At 69.3% G+C, this 17854-nt stretch carries 14 protein-coding genes; 8 read left to right on the top strand and 6 right to left on the bottom strand.

Translation table 11 applies throughout. The annotated features are described in order from the left end of the window. Nucleotides 1-397: 397 nt before the first annotated feature. Together aroB and QHF89_RS41710 are read left to right on the top strand one after the other, a co-directional pair. The gene (aroB, locus tag QHF89_RS41705) at nt 398-1969 is read left to right on the top strand and encodes a 3-dehydroquinate synthase (RefSeq protein WP_284721625.1); all 1572 of its coding nucleotides are present in this window, start codon (nt 398-400) and stop codon (nt 1967-1969) included. A 243-nt stretch (nt 1970-2212) separates the two neighbouring features. Further along, nucleotides 2213-2797, top strand: coding sequence for a hypothetical protein (locus QHF89_RS41710; RefSeq protein WP_136965036.1), 585 nt, complete (start codon nt 2213-2215; stop codon nt 2795-2797). Nucleotides 2798-2872: 75 nt separating this feature from the next. On the opposite strand, the gene QHF89_RS41715 is transcribed toward QHF89_RS41710, so the two are convergent. Continuing rightward, on the bottom strand, nt 2873-3283 hold the full coding sequence (locus QHF89_RS41715) for a hypothetical protein (protein ID WP_284721626.1): 411 nt from the start codon (nt 3281-3283) through the stop codon (nt 2873-2875). Between the two features lie 580 nt (nt 3284-3863). Here QHF89_RS41715 and zapA point away from each other — a divergent pair. From zapA to bioD, 3 genes are read left to right on the top strand one after another with little or no spacing between them, the layout of a single operon-like run. Continuing rightward, complete coding sequence (gene zapA / locus QHF89_RS41720) at nt 3864-4187, top strand: cell division protein ZapA (RefSeq protein ID WP_136935297.1); 324 nt, start codon at nt 3864-3866, stop codon at nt 4185-4187. Further along, nucleotides 4184-5305, top strand: a complete 1122-nt coding sequence (locus tag QHF89_RS41725; RefSeq protein ID WP_136965038.1) for an aminotransferase class I/II-fold pyridoxal phosphate-dependent enzyme — start codon at nt 4184-4186, stop codon at nt 5303-5305. The genes zapA and QHF89_RS41725 overlap by 4 nt, the downstream gene beginning before the upstream one ends. Then, complete coding sequence (bioD, locus tag QHF89_RS41730; RefSeq protein ID WP_136965039.1) at nt 5302-6003, top strand: ATP-dependent dethiobiotin synthetase BioD; 702 nt, start codon at nt 5302-5304, stop codon at nt 6001-6003. The genes QHF89_RS41725 and bioD overlap by 4 nt, the downstream gene beginning before the upstream one ends. On the opposite strand, the gene QHF89_RS41735 is transcribed toward bioD, so the two are convergent. The 4 genes from QHF89_RS41735 to QHF89_RS41750 all read right to left on the bottom strand — a co-directional run bounded on the left by QHF89_RS41735 (nt 5991) and on the right by QHF89_RS41750 (nt 11555). Then, nucleotides 5991-7169 (bottom strand): hypothetical protein, encoded by a 1179-nt coding sequence (locus tag QHF89_RS41735; RefSeq protein WP_136965040.1) that lies wholly within the window; start codon nt 7167-7169, stop codon nt 5991-5993. The two genes, bioD and QHF89_RS41735, sit on opposite strands and share 13 nt — an antisense overlap. Continuing rightward, a complete protein-coding gene (locus QHF89_RS41740; RefSeq protein WP_136965041.1) occupies nt 7163-8908 on the bottom strand; it encodes a hypothetical protein in 1746 nt (581 codons plus the stop codon). Before QHF89_RS41740 ends, QHF89_RS41735 begins: the two co-directional genes overlap by 7 nt. A gap of 168 nt (nt 8909-9076) precedes the next feature. Further along, nucleotides 9077-9736 carry an ATP-binding cassette domain-containing protein gene (locus QHF89_RS41745; protein ID WP_136965042.1) on the bottom strand — a complete coding sequence of 220 codons (660 nt, stop codon included), beginning with the start codon at nt 9734-9736 and terminating at the stop codon, nt 9077-9079. 19 nt (nt 9737-9755) lie between these two features. Next, a complete protein-coding gene (locus QHF89_RS41750; RefSeq protein ID WP_284721627.1) occupies nt 9756-11555 on the bottom strand; it encodes a serine/threonine-protein kinase in 1800 nt (599 codons plus the stop codon). A gap of 522 nt (nt 11556-12077) precedes the next feature. On the opposite strand from QHF89_RS41750, the gene dnaN reads away from it, so the two are divergent. From dnaN to gyrB, 3 genes are all read left to right on the top strand, one after another. Beyond that, a complete protein-coding gene (gene dnaN, locus QHF89_RS41755; RefSeq protein WP_136935288.1) occupies nt 12078-13202 on the top strand; it encodes a DNA polymerase III subunit beta in 1125 nt (374 codons plus the stop codon). Nucleotides 13203-13299: 97 nt separating this feature from the next. Next, on the top strand, nt 13300-14430 hold the full coding sequence (gene recF / locus QHF89_RS41760; protein ID WP_136965043.1) for a DNA replication/repair protein RecF: 1131 nt from the start codon (nt 13300-13302) through the stop codon (nt 14428-14430). Nucleotides 14431-14687: 257 nt separating this feature from the next. After that, entirely contained in the window at nt 14688-17225 is a 2538-nt protein-coding gene (gyrB, locus tag QHF89_RS41765) for a DNA topoisomerase (ATP-hydrolyzing) subunit B (protein WP_136965044.1), read from the top strand. 71 nt (nt 17226-17296) lie between these two features. On the opposite strand, the gene QHF89_RS41770 is transcribed toward gyrB, so the two are convergent. After that, entirely contained in the window at nt 17297-17845 is a 549-nt protein-coding gene (locus QHF89_RS41770; RefSeq protein WP_136965045.1) for a hypothetical protein, read from the bottom strand. Between the last annotated feature and the right edge of the window lie 9 nt (nt 17846-17854).

Below are 17854 nucleotides of genomic sequence, written 5' to 3' on the forward strand. Positions count from 1 at the left end.
GGGGGGTTGGCCCCCCCCGGGCCCGGGGGGGGGGGGGGGGGGGGGGGGGGGGGGGGGGGGGGGGGGGGGGGGGGACCCGTTGTCTGAGCGAGCCACGCCCTACCTCCCGGAAACCCCACGCCCCATCCGTCACCCACGTGACCTAGCCGGTGGGCGACATCCATCCCCTCCCGGGTCTTGCCAAAACCTCGACCCCCTTCCACTCCGTCCGGCGTGGCTCGCGAGTTCGGGGGGGGCCCCCAGCCCCCCCGACCTCACGCCGCCCGGCGCCCCCTCCGCGCCCCCCGCGCACACTCCCACCTCGACAAAACCTCTCCCCCATCGAATCGTAATCCCCATGCCTCCGCTTCCCGTTCCCCAGCCTCGCCCCCAGCGTCCCCTCCTCCTCTCTGGACTCATGGGATCTGGCAAGTCCACCATTGGGCCCCTCGTCGCGGCCCAAGCGGCTGTCCCCTTCCTCGACCTCGACGCCGTCATCACGCAGACCACCGGCCGCTCCGTACCGGCCCTCTTTGCGGAGCCTGGCGGCGAACCGGCCTTCCGCGCCCTCGAAGCCGACACCCTTCGTCGACTCCTCGCCTCCTCGGAACCTCGCATCATCTCGCTCGGCGGCGGCACCCTCCTCGACCCGGACCTCCGCGCGTTTGCCCTTGCCCACGCGCACGTCGTCACCCTCACGGCGCGACCCGACACCCTCGCCGCGCGCACGGCGGCTCCTGGTCGACCCCTCCTCGACGAAGCCCCCGACCGCCTCCAGCGCCTCCGCGGCCTCCTCGCCTCCCGCGCGGCCGTCTACGCCGAGGCCCATGCCCACATTCGCACCGACGATCGCTCCCCCGATGACGTCGCCGATGCCGTCCTCCGCGCTTGGCTCGACCCCACCCTCGTCGTCCCGCTCGGCGCTCGGTCCTACCCGGTCCGCCTGACCCAGGACGCCCCGCGCACCCTCGCCGAGGTCGCGCGGAACCTTGCGCCTTCCGCCGTCTTCGTCGTCACGGATGAGAACGTCGCGCCGCTCGCGCTCGAACCGGTCCTCGCGTCCCTCCGTACCGCGGGCCTTCGCGTCCCGGCCACGGTCGTCCTTCCGCCCGGCGAACCGCACAAGCAGCTCCCGGCGGTCGAGCGCATCCTCGCGGCCCTCGTCGAGTCGGGCGCGGACCGGGAGTGCCTCGTCGTTGCCCTCGGCGGCGGGGTCGTCTCCGATGTCGCCGGGTTTGCCGCATCCCTTTTGCTTCGGGGCGTCCGGTGGGTCGCGATGCCCACGACCTTGCTCTCGATGGTCGATGCTGCCGTTGGGGGAAAGACCGGCGTCGACCTCGGGGTCGCCAAGAATGCCGTTGGCACGTTCCACCAGCCCTCGGCCGTGCTCATCGACCCGGCGCGCGTGCAGAGCGAGTCCCCCCGGGCCTACGTCTCCGGCTTGGCCGAGGTCGTCAAGGCGGCGGCCATCGCCGACCTCTCCCTCTTCGACCTCGTCGGCCGAGAGCGCACGCGTGTCCTCGCGCGTGACCTCGACCTCGTTCGGGAGATGGTCCTCGGCGCGGTCCGGGTGAAGACGGAGATCGTCACCCGTGACGAGCGAGAGGCCGGCGATCGGGTGCTGCTCAACTTCGGCCACACGATCGGGCATGGCCTGGAGGCGGCTGGCGCGTACACCCGACTTACACACGGCGAAGCCGTCGCGCTCGGCATGGTCGCCATCTTGCGGGTTGGCCGCGCCCTCGGCGTCACCGACCCCGAGGCAGCGGCGCGTATCGAGCGTCTCCTCGTCGACCTCGGCTTGCCCACCGACCTCTCGCGCGAGCCCCTCGACGAGGCCATCCGCCTGGCCGCGCTCGACAAGAAGCGCACTGTGGCGGGCATTCGTGTCGTCCTCCTCGAAGGCCTCGGGCGACCTCGCATCGAGCTCCTTTCGCTCGACGCGCTGGGGCGCCTCCTTCATGCGGGCATGCAGAGCGCTTCCGTCTGAACCCTGCGGATCTTTGCCGGCGTGGCGCCTTTCCCGATACACTGACGGTTGACCTCAGGCGTCGAGGGAGGCTCCTCCACCATGAAGATCCAGCGAAGGCATGTCGGCAGTGTAGCCGCGCTTCTGGCGTTCGGCGGTTTGCTCGGTGGGGGGTGCGCGGAGAACCGCAGCAGCCTCTTCGTCCGTGGCGCGCTTGCGGTTCCCCTCGAGAGCTGCGAGGTCTCAAACGAGCCTTCGTCTCCGATGACCTTCCGTGGCACCCTCGATGTGGCGTTCGCGACCGAGTACAGCGTGCCGCTCCTCGTGGGCAACCAGTTGGTCCGGCGGGGCAATGCGGCCACGCTTCGCACCGAGACCTCTCGGGTGGTCTTTGAGAGCGTCGATGTCCACACGTTCGACTCGTCGGGCAACGAGCTTGGCGCCTTCACCGCTCCGGCGACCGGGTTCGCCGACCCGTCAACGGGCGTCGAGCCGGGGTATGGAATCGTGCACGTCGTGATGGTCGACTCGGGCACCTCCGCCTTGGCCGTTGGTGGCGCGATGGGGGGGCGTGCCTCCCCCGTCGAAGTGACGGCCAGCGTGATCATCCGAGGGCGGACTCTGGGTGGAGAGGAGATCGCTACCGGCGAGTGGCAGTTCCCCGTCGACGTGTGCCGCGGCTGCCTCGTGTACTACGCGCCAGAGGCTGACGATCCGCTCACGGTCGAGCGGGATTGCTCCCTCACGGCCGACGCGCCGGCCGGCCTTTGTCGACCCGGGCTCGACAACCCGGTGGACTGCCGGCTCTGCTCGAAGATTGAGCCGATCTGTGATGATCCGAGCTTTTGAGCTTCCGCCCGCGCCCTCCTGCGGGTGAGGGTCGACCGCCCCCAACGTTTCACGTGAAACATCCCCCCGGACCCGTCACCGCACGGGTCTCGTATCCCGCGACCCTCCGCGCACCGCGTTGAAGAGGAGCTGGAACGGCAAGCTCAACGCCACCAGGTCGAGCTGCGCGCCGATGACGATCGAGGTTTCCCGCGAGGGGCCGAGCCCATACCGGAACTGCGCGAGCAGCCCGAAGGCCATGACGTACGAGGCGTGGAAGTTGTAGCTGCGGCTCCCCCAGAACAGCGCCCCCGCCACCCCCGGTTCGAGCCCCTGCATCGGCGCGTACCGCCCGTACCCGCCCACCGAGGCCACGAGGGGCAGCGCTTGCAGCACGGGGAACAACGTCGACACCCCAGCGCCAAACTGCACCTCGTCGAAGGCGTGCGTCATCACCTCGGCATAGGGTCCTACGCCGAAGTCGGTCACCTTGCTCCGACCGAACAACACGTCCCCCCGCAGCCCCAGGTGGAAGACTGTCTGGTCCCAAATCTTTCGATCGAGCCCTCGCCCGGCTGCACCGATCGTCAGCCCGACCGTCCCTTGTGGCTCGGCACGCGCCTCCGCCCCGACCGCCAGGCACCCCGCCAGCACGGCCCCACCCACCAGCGCCCTACCCAACCCAAACCCTCGCAAGCACGCCCGCCTGCTTTCCATCTTCTTCCCATCGCCCACCCTCCCCCACCCCGTCAAGCAAGCCCCCACGTTTCACGTGAAACATCCCCTCCCCCTCTCCACAAGGATCGACGCACGAGGGAGTTCGGCGGGGGTGGCCACCCGGAGGGGCACGAAAGAGAACCGAGCGAGGTACCTTCACCTACAAGCCTCGCGAGGCGGTCTGGTGCCAGGGGCCACCCCGCCTCCGGACGCCCCTACCCGAGCGAGACGTGCGGGCGCCCTCCCGCAAAAAACCCCACCCGTCCAAATCCAACCAGAACATCCCCGAGTGCCCCTCCGGGTGGCCACCCCCGCCGAGCTCCCTCCCCGCCTCGCATCCTGGCCCCCCTCATGGTACCGTCCCCCCGCCATGGGTGGCCGTCAGGTCCAGCTCCGCATCAGCGGTCAGACATACCGGGTCGTCACCTCCGCGTCCGACGACGAGCTTCACCGCCTCACCCTCATGGTGGAGGAGAAGCTCACCCAGGTCGCTGGTCCGGGTCGCATGGTCAACCCCCAGGCCCTCCTCCTTGCCGCCCTCGCTCTTGCTCACGACCTCGAAGAGGAGCGCGCTCGGCATACCGACCAGATGGCCCGCACCCGCATTGCGTTCGGTCGCATGCTCGAACGTGTGGATGCTGCCCTCGGCGCCCTCGAACCCGGCGCCGATACCCCCGACGAGGACGACCGATGACGGACCTCGGCGCCCTTCGCCATCTCGCGGCGGAGATCACGGCGCTCGAACAGGCTGGACTGCTCCGCAAGCCGAGCGCGCCTCCGCCCGCGGGATGCCTCGTCCTCTGCTCGAACGACTATCTCGGGTACGGCACCGATCCCTGGCCTGCGCCCGTGGAGGCGCCTTCCGGTGCTGGGGCGTCACGCCTCGTCAGCGGGCACCATGCCGAGCATGCGCTCGCCGAGCAGACGATCGCCACCTGGCTCGGCTTTGAAGCCGCGCTCCTCTTCTCGTCCGGGTATGCGGCGAACGTGGGTACCCTCTCGGCCCTCGCTCGGCCCGGGGACGTCATCGTCTCGGATGCGTTGAACCACGCCTCCATCATTGATGGCTGCCGCCTCTCCGGGGCCAAGGTCGTCGTCGTTCCTCATCGGGACGTGGCTGCCGCCGAGGCTGCGCTCGAGCAGGCGCAGGGGGCGCCACGACGGTGGCTCGTGACCGAATCGTACTTCAGCATGGATGGCGATTCGCCCGACCTCGTGCGGCTCCGGGCTGCGTGTGACCGGTGGGATGCGGCGCTCATCGTGGATGAGGCCCACGCGGTCGGGAGCCTCGGACCTGAAGGGCGCGGGCTCGCGGCGCGGGCTGGGGTTCGACCGGATGTCCTCGTGGGGGCGCTCGGGAAGGCGCTCGGGCTTCAGGGTGCGTTCGTGGCCGGGCCGATGGTCCTTCGCACCTGGCTCTGGAATCGTGCTCGCAGCTTCGTGTTCTCGACGGGCATCAGCCCTGCGCTCGCCGCGGCCATCCGGCATCGGGTCCTCCGCGTCGCGGCCGATGACGAAGCGCGGGCTCGACTCGACCGGGTTACCAGCCGCTTGCGTGCCGACCTCACCTCCGTCGTCGGGGATGCGCTCCTCCCCTCGCATGGACCCATCCTCCCTTGTTTCGTGGGTCCTCCCGAGGAGGCCATTCGGATCTCCCTCCGCCTCCGCGAGCGCGGAATTCTCGTGCAGGCCATTCGCCCGCCGACTGTGCCGCCGGGCACCTCGCGCCTTCGCGTCACCGCCCACGCGCGCCTCACCGACGCGGACCTCTCTCGGGTCGTCGCTGCCTTCGCGGAGAGCTGGAAGCCATGAGCCGCATCGTCGTCATCGGAACCGGCACCGGGGTCGGCAAGACCCATGCGGGTGTCGCCCTCGTCTCAGCCCTCGCCTCGGCCCGCGTCTCGGTCGCGGGCCTCAAGCCCATCGAGTCCGGCGTCCCTGCCACGCCCTCGCCCGCGATCACGACCGACGCCTCCGCGCTTGCCGCGTTCAGCACGTTTCACGTGAAACATCCCCCGCCCTACGCGCTGCCGGATCCGGTCTCGCCGCATCTCGCCGCGCGCCGGTTGGGGATGGGCATCGACCTGGGGCGCGTGACCGAGTGGGTCGACGCGCATGCGTGCGCGGAGGTGCTGGTCATCGAGACGGCGGGGGCGTTGCTGTCGCCGCTCGGGTCGGGGCTCTTCAACCTGGACCTCGCGCGCGCGCTGCGACCCGACCACCTCCTGCTCGTGGCTTCGGATCGGCTGGGCGTGCTCCATGATGTCGCGGTCACACTGCACGCGATGCGCACGATGGCCCCGGACCCGCCGGCGCCGCTCCTCGTGCTCCAGCCGCCGGCCGTGGCGGATGCGTCCACCGGGACGAATGCGGAGGAGCTCGTGGAGTTGAAGATCGTTCCAGGGCTGGTCGTGTTCCCCCGGGCCGAACCGACGGCCGAGGAGACGAGGGCGGCGGCGAAGCTGGTGCTCTCGACGCTCGCCCTCCAAGGCGAGACTCAAAAGGCGTAGAGCACGCTGCCGCCGAACCCGGGTCCCCCCGAGGTCGACCTTCGCGCCTGGTAGCCGCCGCGAAGCTGCACCGAGAACCCACGCCCGAGCGCGATGCCCACCTCGCCGAGCAGACGCACGCCGTAGGATTCCGCGTTGGGCATGTCCGTCACCTCGACGATCGGCGAGACCAGCACGCGGTCGCCGGCGACCAGGTCGAGCCGGCTGTAGAACCGGTTCCCAAACGGAGCGCTGTCACCGAGGCCGATCGACTCGAACCCGAGGATGAGCTTCGAGCCGTACGGGTCGCCGATCAACGTCGACGCCCCGAAGCCGACCGAGAAGCCGATCTCCGTGACGCTCGTCAGGAGCTCCGTCTCCAGGTGCCAGAGGTCGAGCAGCCGGAAGCGGATCCGGGCCGAGCCGAAGTTCAGGCCGACCTTGTACCGCTCCTCGTTGAACTCCGAGAGCGACACGAGCGACCAACCGCGCACGAGGCCCAGCCGGAACCCGAACTCCGACACCGTGCGCAGCGGCCGGTACGTGTAGCTCGCCTCCACCCGGTAGTACTGCTCGTCGACCGACGGCAACACCTCTTCGCCTGCTTGGCAGGTCGGTTGGCCCGCCGCGCATGGGATCGGTGTCGTGCCCGTCGTGTTGCCGAAGCCCACGTATTCGCCCGACACCGCGACGACCGATCGACGCCCGCCGAGCCGGCTCAACGCCGCGCGCTCCTTTGCGTCGGTCCGGTCCTCGATCACGCTGACCGGGTGGAGCTGCTTCCGGGAGGCGAACGCCGAGACCCGCGTCCCGTTCGTCTGCTCGACCTCGATCGTGTAGCCGATGCCCGGCGCCTTCATCGCCTCGCCTGGGATGACGGCGATGTAGCCTCGTTCGCCGCCTCGTTGGAACGGCACGGCCTTCATCTCGCCGAGCGACGTCTGGTAGACGACGAGCACGTTCCGGATGAGCTCCGCGTGCTCGAACGACGCCTCCAGCACGAGCTTCGTGCCCGGCTCCGCGCTGGCGATCGGCGCGTGATGGATGCGCGGTGTCGTGGGTTTCGGCGCCTCGCCGGCCGGAATGTCCGCGGCTTGTTGGGCCGCAGCGTCGCGCGGCGTGAGCGACAGGGACAACGTGGCCGCGCTCAGCACGGCCAGGGTCTTCGCGAAGGTTCGCGTCACCATTCGTACCCCACGGCTCCGCCGAAGCCCGGCCCTGCATGGTTGATGGTTCGGCCCTGGAACGACACCCGCGCCGCGACGACCAGCCCAGGCGTGAGCCGGTAGCCCACCTGCACGATCCCACGTGCGCCGACCTCGCCTTCCTGGGTCGACTCCGTCGGCTGCCCGTTCTCGCTCGGGGGCCTGAAGCGGCTCGATCCGGCTGGCTGGTTCGTCACCTCGGTCCGGACCAGGATGGGCACCCGCTTGAAGGTGTTCAGCTCGAGCTGGGTGAAGCCACGCAGACCCACGCCGCCGAGCAGCTCGCCGCCGAGGACCAGGTTCGTCTCGCGGTCGTTGCCGATGCGGAAGAGGATCTGCCCGCCGCCCGAGATGCCGTCGTCGAGCAGCCCGATCGCCACCCTGCCGATCACGCCGAACAGCCGGTGGAAGCCGACCTCCGTTTCGAGGTACCCGTAGGTCAGCCCCACGGGCCGGCCCGAGAGGTTCAACGTGTCGAGGTCGTTCAGCGACCCGCCGACGCCGCGGTAGACGCCGAACCCCGAGCGCAGCGCGCGCACGCCCGTGTCGCCGTACCGAAGGCCAAACGTGCCTTCGGTTTGCCAGACCCGATCGTTGCCCTTGAGCCCGTTGTAATCGGCGAAGTCCGTGAGCAACATCGCTGATGCGATACGCTTTTCCGGTTTCGCGATCTTAGGCGCGTCCTGGATCTGGATCCGCTCGGGCGAACCGGGCATGCCGACGACGGCCTTCGCGTCGCCGTTCGCCATCGTCGCCTCGATGAAGTACTCGATCTCCGAGGACACGAGCCGGTCGCCGGGCACGGTCGCGGCCCAGTATCCGAGGCCAGCGCTCGCCATGACGAGTGGCGTGTACGTCTGTTTCCCTCGCGTCCGTACGTGCAGGATCGCGCCCGTGGCCAGGTCGTCGAGCTCCACCGCGAGTTCGAGCGGGGTGCCTTCGACGGCCGCCGTCGGGGGTTTGAAGCTCACGAGGGAGGGCTCGGTCCGCGTCCTCTGGCCTTTCGCGGGTGCTTTTGCGCTGGGTTTGCCCTCGGCTTCGAGCAGCCGGCGCAGCGACGCGGCTTCTTCGTAGAGCACGCGCGCATACCGGCCGTTCGGTTTCTCCCGGACGTAATCCTCGTAGGCTTTGATGCGTGTCACGAGGTCGGCGCCCTTGAGCTTGTCGAACATCGTGGCGATCACGACGGCCTCGGGGTCGGCGCTTGGCGCGTCGCCTTGGCCGCCGGGCTTGTCCGGCGCTTCGGTCGGGCCTCCGGCGTCGGGCTTCGTGGGGGCCGCGGGCGCGGGTTTGCCGGGGGCCGAGGCGGCTTTGCGCAGGATCACGAGATCGCCCTTTTCGGGGGTCCGTGTGAGCGTGCCGGTCGCCTTGGCGATCGACATCGAGGGCCGCACCTGCCCAAGCGCCAGCGTTCCGATCCGGAATCGATCGGAAATCACCTTGCCGGTCACGGGGTGTTTGAGCTTCAGCGGGCGCCAGATTTCGACCGTCGCCCCCTCCGTCGCTCCTTGGCTGCCACCGAGGTCCAGGATCAGCTCCTCGCCTTCCTCTTCGAGCGCGAGCACCGTCCCCGTGACCTCGATGGGCGCTGCGTCCGAGGCAGACGTCTTCGTCTGCGCCCCGGCGCCCGTCGCGATTCCGAGAAAGCAGAGCGCGGCCAGCACCGCAACGAGGCGCGCCCCCGTGCTCCCCCGGTTCAATACAGTTTCTGGATCGAACACGCTGCGATCGATCCTTATCGAATCAAATCAAAAAAGAAAAGCAAATACCGGCCGACGGAAATTCGACACACCGTGGACGTTCGTGGGTTTCGCGCGAATATGAATTCGCGTTCATGGTCACCGCGCATTCGCGGCGACGACCCATTGCGTCTTTTTTGCGACAGTGCCTCAACCGGTCACTGCTTCGACCACGCGACCCCGATCGAGCACGAGGCGCGCGCCGGCCCGCTCGCGGAAGAGCTCTGGCTCGTGCGAGACGACGACCACGGCCGCGCCCCGCGCGACCTCCTCGTCCACCACCGCGAGCAGGCGCGAGACGCCCGCCTTGTCGAGGCCCGTCGTCGGTTCGTCGAGCAGGACCAGCGAAGGCTCGTGCGTGAGCGCCCGCGCGAGCGCGATACGTTGCCGCTGCCCACGCGAGTACGTTCGCACCGGCCGCTCGGCAAAGGGCCCAAGCTCGAACCGCGTCGCCGCCCGCTTCCACGCCTCGTCCGCGTCGAGCCCCACGAGCCGCGCCGCGAGCTCGACGTTCTTCCGCCCCGACAGGTCCGGATACGCCATCGTCTCGTGCGACACCCAGCCGATTTCGGCGCGCACCGCGAGCAGGTCGTCCCCGAGCGGTTCGTACACGACCGTGCCCGCCGTCGGCTTGATCACGGTGCCGAGGATGCCGAGCAGCGTGGACTTGCCCGATCCGTTCGCGCCCTCGATGACGAGCAGCTTGCCGAGATCGATCGTGAGGCTGACGCCCCGCAAAGCCACGGTGGGGCCATAGGACTTGATGAGGCCCTTGCCGACGATCCGCGAGAGGCGTGGGGTTCGGCTCATCCGACGCGACCTTCGCCGCTCACGACCCCTTCCCGGGTACGGGCGGCGCCGGGAACGGGCGCACGAGCGTCGGCCGGTCGTCGGAGACCGAGGGCCGGTCGCGGTCGTCGTTGAACGTGGGCGGGTCGACGAGCGTGCGCTCCTCGTCGTCGGCGTCGGTCACGGGACGCGCCGGCGGGACCGGGCGCGGCGGAGGCGGCGGCAAGGGAGCCGCGGCATGGACCGGGATGGGCACCGGCGCAGGCAGCGGCGGCGGCGCGGAGGGCGGCGGCAGCGGCGCGGGCGGAGGCGGCAGCCACGCCTGACGACCGCTGCCCACGCCCATGCTGGCGAGCTGCCCCGCCGGCATGGTCGACGGCGGGCCCCCCGAGGCGCTGGACGCTTGGGAGGCTTGCTGCGCGGAAGGGTGCGCCGGCGGCGGCAGCGGCGCCGGCGGCGGCGGCAAGGGAGGCGGCAGCGGCGCCGGGACGTGCGGTGCGGTGACGGTCGTGGGCGGGGCTGCGCGGCTCGACGGCGGGCCTGCGTTTCCGGTGCCCTGGCGCGACGAGCGCGGCGGCGCCATGGGCAGGCCGAGGTCCTTGCGCGAGAACGAGAGCACCATCGTCTCGTCGTCCTCGTCCTCGGAGAACGACATCCTCGCCGGCGGCAGCGGCGCGCGGCGCGAGGGCGGCGGCGCTTCGGGCTCGAGGGCGCGGCGCATGCTGTCCTGGAACTCGGCGGCGTTCTGGTAGCGGTCCTCGCGCATCTTCGCGAGCGCCTTGTCGACGACACGCTCGAGCCCGCGCGTCACGCCGGGACGCACCTCGGCGACCGCGCGGTGCTTCGAGGTCAGAATCTGCACGAGCAGCGCGTTGTAGTTTCGTGCGACGAACGGGCGCCGGCCCGTGAGCGACTCGTAGAGGATCACGCCCGCGGCCCACAGGTCGACGCGGTGGTCGAGCCCGCGGTCGCCGCGCGCCTGCTCGGGCGCCATGTAGTACGGCGTGCCCATGACGATGCCGGGCATCGTGAGCTCGGTGGATGTGTCCTCGTCGATCGTCTTGGAGATGCCGAAGTCGAGGAGCTTGGCGATGGGCGGTGTGCCGGCCTTGCGGACGAGGAACACGTTCTCCGGCTTGAGGTCGCGATGGATGATGGCTTTCGCGTGCGCGGCCATGAGCGCGGAGAGGACCTGGTGCATCACGTCCGCGACGTCACGCTCGGGCAGCGCGCCGTCGCGCTTGATGCGCTGGTCGAGCGTCTCGCCGATGAGCCGCTCCATCACGAGGTAGGGCGTGCCGTCTTCGAGGCGGCCGAGGTCGTGAATCTCGCAGATGTTCGGGTGCCCGATCGAGCCGGCGATGCGCGCCTCGTGCCGCAGCCGCGCGACCGAGTCGGACTGCTGCGCGTGCTTCGGGTGCAGCACCTTCACCGCGACGATGCGGCCGATGGCCAGGTGCTCGGCCTCGTAGACCGCGCCCATGCCGCCCTCGCCGAGCAGCGCCTTGACGCGGTACTTGTCGCCGATGACGTGGCCCACGAAGTCGCGCCGCTCGCTCCTGCGCGCGCCTTGCGAGGGGGGACCGTCCTTGCGGCTCGGGACGGCGCCGGGGGGCGCCGGGCGAGCGGGCGCGGCGGGCGTGGCGACGGGCACGCGCGGCGACGGGATGCCCATCGGCCGCGGGATGCTCGGCGCGGGTGGGATGAACGAACGCGGCGTGTGCATCGCCTGGCGCGGCGGCAGGCTCGAACCTGGCCCGATGGCGAGCCCCGTCGCCGGGCAGATCACGAGTCGTTCGTCGTGCCGGATGCCGCAGTGGCGGCAACGGAGTTCGCTCATCGCGAGAGCCCTACGTTCGGCCATTCCGACGCGGGGGGCCACTGCAAAATCGCTCGGCGATCGCGTTTTCGTTCCCACGACGGAAGCTCACGCCGAACGCGGCACGCACGACCGTGTTCGATCCGCGCGCCGTCTGTCGGGCGAGGCCACGGCGCATACACCCGAGCGGGGGCAAGCTGGGGATAACTTCCGGTGATCCCAGGGTCAGGCTTGGGGACAGAACCGGGCTCGGCCGCCCACCCCTAAAGATCTCCCCGACCCGACCCCGAAGTTTCCCCGAACCTTCCACAGGGGGGTGGCACCGTAAGTCATCGAAATGATGGACCGATCCAGAGTTTTCCCCATCGTCCACAGGCCCTACGATGACGACCTGATCTAGATCTAAAGATCTTCCCTAGATCGGAGGGGAACGCGTGAGCCTGGTCACGTTTGCCTCGGTCCTCTTTTCGACCTTCGCCCCGCCGATAACCCTGCTAAGAGGGACCGACCCGCTGCCTTGAGCCGCGGCGGAGTTGAAGGGCCATGGACCTCGTCATCGCGAAGAAAGATCTGCTGCGCCTCGTCGACCGCTGCCAGGGCGTCGCCGACAAGAAGAGCGCCATGCCGGTGCTCGCCAACGTGCTGCTCGCCGCCGACGGCAACGCGCTGCGCGTCGCCGCGACCGACCTCTACCTCGCGGTGAGTGGTCAGACGGCGGCCGAAATCGTGAGCGCAGGCTCCGTGGCCGTTCCGGCGAAGGACCTGCTCGACCGCGTGAAGGCCATGCCCGACGGGCCCATCCAGGTGACCGCGCGCGAGGGCGCGCAGACCGTCATCAAGGCCGTCGGCTCGCCCCGCCGCTACACGCTGCACGGCATGCCCGGCAGCGAGTTCCCCGCCCTGCCCAAGGCCGCGCCCGACGCGCCCTCGCTCGAGCTGCCGGTCGAGCTGCTCTCGCGGCTCATCGAGCGCACGCACTTCAGCATCTCGACCGACGAGACGCGCGCGCACGTGAACAGCGCGCTCTTCGAGTGGGCCGGCCACCGCGTCCGCATGGTCACGACGGACGGTCACCGGCTGTCCAAGATGGAGGTCACGCTGGAGGGCACGAGCGCGACAGCGACGATGCTCATCCCGCTGAAGGCCATCCACGAGCTGCGTCGGCTCACGAGCGGCGTCGACAAGGAGACGCCCACGGTGCACATCACGCAGAGCGGCCCGAACGCGTTCTTCGGCGTCGGTGGCATGACCTTCTCGGTGAAGCTCGTCGACGCGCAGTTCCCGCCCTACCAGCAGGTCATCCCGAACGTGAGCGACCGGAGCATCCGCGCGCCGCGCGCCCCGCTCGCCGAGGCCCTGCGCGCCGTCTCGCTCGCCGCGAGCGACCGCACGGGCGGCGTGAAGCTCACGGTCACGCAGCGCGCGCTGCGCATCACGAGCGAGAGCCCCGAGAGCGGCAACGGCTTCGACGAGGTGCCGATCGACTACGAGGGCGGCGAGGTGACGATCGGCTTCAACGCGAAGTACTTCCTCGACGTGCTCGCGGGCATCAACGACGACGAGGTCGTCCTCGGCGTGTCGGGCGAGCTCGACCCGGCGGTCATCCGTCCCGCGACGGAGTCGGCGGCCGAGAGTTACGTTTCGGTCATCATGCCGATGCGGATTTGAAACGCGGCCGCGACATGGGGCGCGGGTGCGCACCCGCGCCGTGGCCGAACCTCCCTCACCCCCGACCCCTCTCTCGCTGGGAGAGGGGTGAATCTCGATGAATCGCCTGGAGCTCGAACGGCTCAGCGTGCGCGGCCTGCGCGTCCTCTCGCGGGTGGACATGGAGCCCGCGCCGCGGCTCAACGTCGTGTGGGGCAACAACGGGCACGGCAAGACGAGCGTGCTCGAGGCGATTTACTTCGCGGCGACCTCGAAGAGCTTTCGGGCCTCGCGCGTGGGCGAGCTCGTGCGGCACGGCGAGCAGGCGGCGAGCGTGAAGGCGCGCTTCGTCGAGCGCGGCGGCGCGCTGCCGGCGCTCGCGCGCGAGCAGACGGCCGCGGTGCAGGGCAAGCGCGTCGCCGTGCACATCGATGGCAATCGTCCGCGCTCGCTCGTCGAGTACGCGACGCGCTCGCCCGTCGTCGTGTTTCATCCCGAGGAGCTGACGCTGTCGAGCGGACCCGCGCAGGGCCGGCGCACGTTGCTCGACCGGCTCGCGCTCTTCACGCGGCCCGAGAGCGCGGACGCGCGCGCGCGGTATGCGCATGCGCTCAAAGCGAGGCACGAGCTTTTGCGGCGCGGCGCGGACATGCCTTCGAGTGATACCCGTGAACTCGACGCGTTCGAGGCGCTCTGCGCCGAGCATGGCGCGGCCCTCACGCGGGCGCGCGCGGCGGCGGCCGAGGCGCTCGTGGTCGAGCTCGCGGGGGCGTTCGCGCAAATCGCCGCGCCGGACCTGCGGCTCGAAGCGCGATACGCGCCGGGAGGCTCGGCCGACGTGGAGACCGCGCGCGCCGAGCTCGAGCGGGGCCGAAAGCGGGATGCGTTTCGGGCGTCGGCGGGGTTCGGCCCGCATCGCGACGAGCTCGAGCTACGGCTGGGCGGGCATCCGGCGCGGATCGTCGCGTCGCAGGGGCAACATCGCGCGCTCACGCTCGCGCTGAAGGCGGCCGAGACGGCGACGATCGCCAAAGAGCGGGGCATCGAGCCCTTGCTCTTGCTCGACGATGTTTCGAGCGAGCTCGATCCGGAGCGCACCGGCGCGCTCTTTTCATTCCTCGCGCTCCATCGTGGTCAGATTTTCCTGACGACCACGCGCCCCGAGCTCATCCGCGCCGAAGACATACCGGCCGAGGGACGTCGTGACTTCCGGGTGTTTCGGGGCGAGCTCGACGAGGGCGCGGGCTGACCTCCGGCCGCTACGGAGCGCCTCGGGAGCGAGCATGAGAAACGGGCACCAATCGGGCGTGATTTCCTCACGAAAAGGGCCCCACTTCGCTTGCCCAAGAGGCACAAAAAGGCTAGATTTCCGCGACTCCAAACGGCCCCCGCGCGCGTGACCGGAAAGCGTCCGCGCTCGGCCCGAGGAACCTCTCGACCCGCGCGAACGTGCGGGTCGGAACGAACCGATCGGCCCGACGCTCGGGAGCCGAAAGCACGAGACCGATGACGACCGAACCGACGAGCATCCAGCAAACCGAATCCAAGACGACCGCGGGCCAGGCTTACGACGCGAACAGCATCACGGCGCTCGAAGGCCTCGAAGCTGTCCGCAAGCGCCCGGGAATGTACATCGGTGACGTGCACGACGGCTCGGGGCTGCACCACCTCGTCTGGGAGGCCGTGGACAACGCGGTCGACGAGCACCTCGCGGGGCACTGCACCGAGATTCGCGTCACGGTGCACTTCGACGGCTCGATATCCGTGGAGGACAACGGCCGCGGCATTCCGGTCGGCATGCACGCGAGGGGCGTCTCCGCGGCCGAGGTCGTGATGACCGTGCTCCACGCGGGCGGCAAGTTCGACAACGCGAGTTACAAGGTCAGCGCGGGCCTGCACGGCGTGGGCGTCTCCGCGGTGAACGCCGTCTCCGAGTGGCTGAAGCTCGAGATCAAGCGCGAGGGCAAGGTCTGGTACCAGGAGTACGAGCGCGGCGTTCCGCGCAAGCCCCTGAAGGCCCTCGGCGAGACGGACCGGATGGGCACGAAGGTGTCGTTCAAACCGGACGTGCAGATCTTTTCGGTGACGGAGTTCAATTACAACATCCTCGCCAATCGCCTGCGCGAGCTCGCGTTCTTGAACGCCGGCCTGATCATCAACCTCGAAGACCAGCGCCCGAACGGCCGCAGCGAGGTATTCCACTACAAGGGCGGCATCGCCGAGTTCGTCGCGCTCCTGAACCAGGCGCAGGAGGCGATTCACGACGATGTCATCGCGTTCGTCGTCGAGGGGCAGGCGGAGGCGGCGGGCAACGGCGGCTCGAAGCCCGTGCCGCCCATCACGGTCGAGGTCGCGATGCAGTGGAGCGGCTCGTATACCGAGCAGATCTATTGCTACACCAACAACGTCCACAACAAGGACGGCGGCACGCACCTCGCCGGCATGCGCTCGGCGCTGACGAAGACGATCAATCAGTACGGCAAGGCGCAAAACCTGTTCAAGGAGCTCAAGCAGGAGCTCGCGGGCGAGGACATCCGCGAGGGCCTCACTTGCGTGCTCAGCGTGAAGCACCCGGACCCTTCGTTCGACTCGCAGACGAAGTCGAAGCTCGTGTCGAGCGAGGTGAAGGGCATCGTCGAGCGCGCCGTCACCGACAAGCTCGGCCAGTATTTCGAGGAGCACCCGCAGGGCGCGAGGAAGATCATCGAAAAAGCCGTGCTCGCGGCGCGCGCGCGGGAAGCTGCGCGCAAGGCGCGTGAGGTCATCCGCAAGGGCTCGCTCGACATCACCTCGCTCTCGGGCAAGCTCGCCGATTGCCAGTCGAAGGATCCCGAGAAGAGCGAGGTTTACATCGTCGAGGGCGACAGCGCCGGCGGCAGCGCCAAGATGGGGCGCGACCGCCATTTCCAGGCGATCCTGCCGCTCCGTGGCAAGATCCTGAACGTCGAGCGCGCGCGGCTCGACCGCATGTTGAGCTCGGCCGAGATTGGCACGATCATCACGGCGCTCGGCTGCGGCATCAGCGGCGTGCGGATGGCGCGCGGCGAGGGTGAGGACAAGGATGAAGACGGGATCGAGCTGACCAAGCTCAAGTACCACAAGATCATCCTGATGACCGACGCCGATGTGGACGGGTCGCACATTCGCACGCTGCTGCTCACGTTCTTCTTCCGGCAGATGCGCGAGGTCATCGAGCAAGGCCACCTCTACATTGCGCAGCCGCCGCTCTACCGCGCGCGCAAGGGCAAGAAGGACGTCTACCTCAAGGATCAGGCGGCGCTCGACGAGTACCTCGGCAGCAATGCGGTCGAGGAACTCGCCCTGTCGTCGGAGGGCCGCGCGCCGGTGCCGCCCGCGGTGCTGCCGAGCCTCGCGAAGCGGCTCAAGCAATTCAAGATTGTCCTCGGCAACCTCGACAAACGGTGCGACGCGCGCATCGTGGCCTCGCTCATCCGCGCGACGGGCCTCGCGCAGGAGGACCTGCGCGACGAGGCGAAGGTCGCGTCGGCGCGGGAGAAGCTCCAGGCGTACCTGGAGCGGCGTTATCCCGACATGATGCCGTTCAAGGTCGTCTCGACGTTCGACACGGAGCACGGCGCGTACCGCATCACGGTGACGCCGCGGCCGGGCACGGCGAGCCGCGTGGCCGTGATCGATTGGCAGCTCCTCGGCCTGCCCGAGTACAAGGACGCGCTCGACGTCGAGCGCATGCTCGTGGAGACCGCGGGCCCGGCGCCCTGGACCGCCGTGTCGAAGGGCGGCGCCGAGACCAAGCTCGAGACGAGCGAGGCGCTCATCGAATACCTCGAAGAGCGCGGCAAGAAGGGCATCACGCTCGGCCGCTACAAGGGCCTCGGCGAGATGAACGCGGAAGAGCTCTGGGAGACGACGATGAACCCGGACGTCCGCACGTTGCGCCAGGTGAAGATCGACGACGAGACCGAGGCCGCGCGGCTCTTCGCGATTCTGATGGGAGAGCAGGTCGACGAGCGCCGGCGCTTCATCGAGGTGAATGCGCTGAACGTGAAGAACCTCGACATCTGACGGGGGCAAACCCCCCGAGCACAAAGCCCCCCTCGGCGTTGTTCGAGGGGGGCTTCGTTTTTCGAGGGGTTTTACTTCTTCAGCATGTTGTTCGGGCCGCCCTTGGCCCGGTCCTTGGGCACGGGCCTCTGCCACGACGTGCCGTCGACGTTCATCCACGAGACGACCACCTCGATGGTGACATCGGCCTTCCCGGCGGCCTTGTCGAAGGGACCGACCGTGATCTCGGCGTCCTTCCCGGCCTCGAGCCCTTTCGGGAACTTGCCGCTGATCCTCTCGACGAGCTTATCGTCCTTGCCGTACGCGAACGCGTCGTACTCGAGCATCTTGATGCCTTGCTCGCTCGTGTTCTTCAGCTTGCCGCTGAAGCCCTTGTCGGCGACGGCGCCCTGCTCGAACTTCACCGCATCAGCGATGCCCTCGAGCGCCTCCTTGTCGAGCTTCTTCGGCTCGGCCTTGGCCGGCTCCGCCTCTTTCTTGGGCGCGGCGGTGGCGTCGGCGCCCTTGGCGCTCGCCTCGGCGGCGGGTTTGTCTTGATTGGTTTCGGTCTTGGACTGCCCGCAGCCGGCGAGCAGCAACGCACCGAGGACAACCGGAACAACGAGATGGTTCGTCTTCATTGCGCGGGA

It is taken from the genome of Polyangium sorediatum (assembly GCF_029946465.1).
Classification (GTDB): domain Bacteria; phylum Myxococcota_A; class Polyangia; order Polyangiales; family Polyangiaceae; genus Polyangium; species Polyangium fumosum.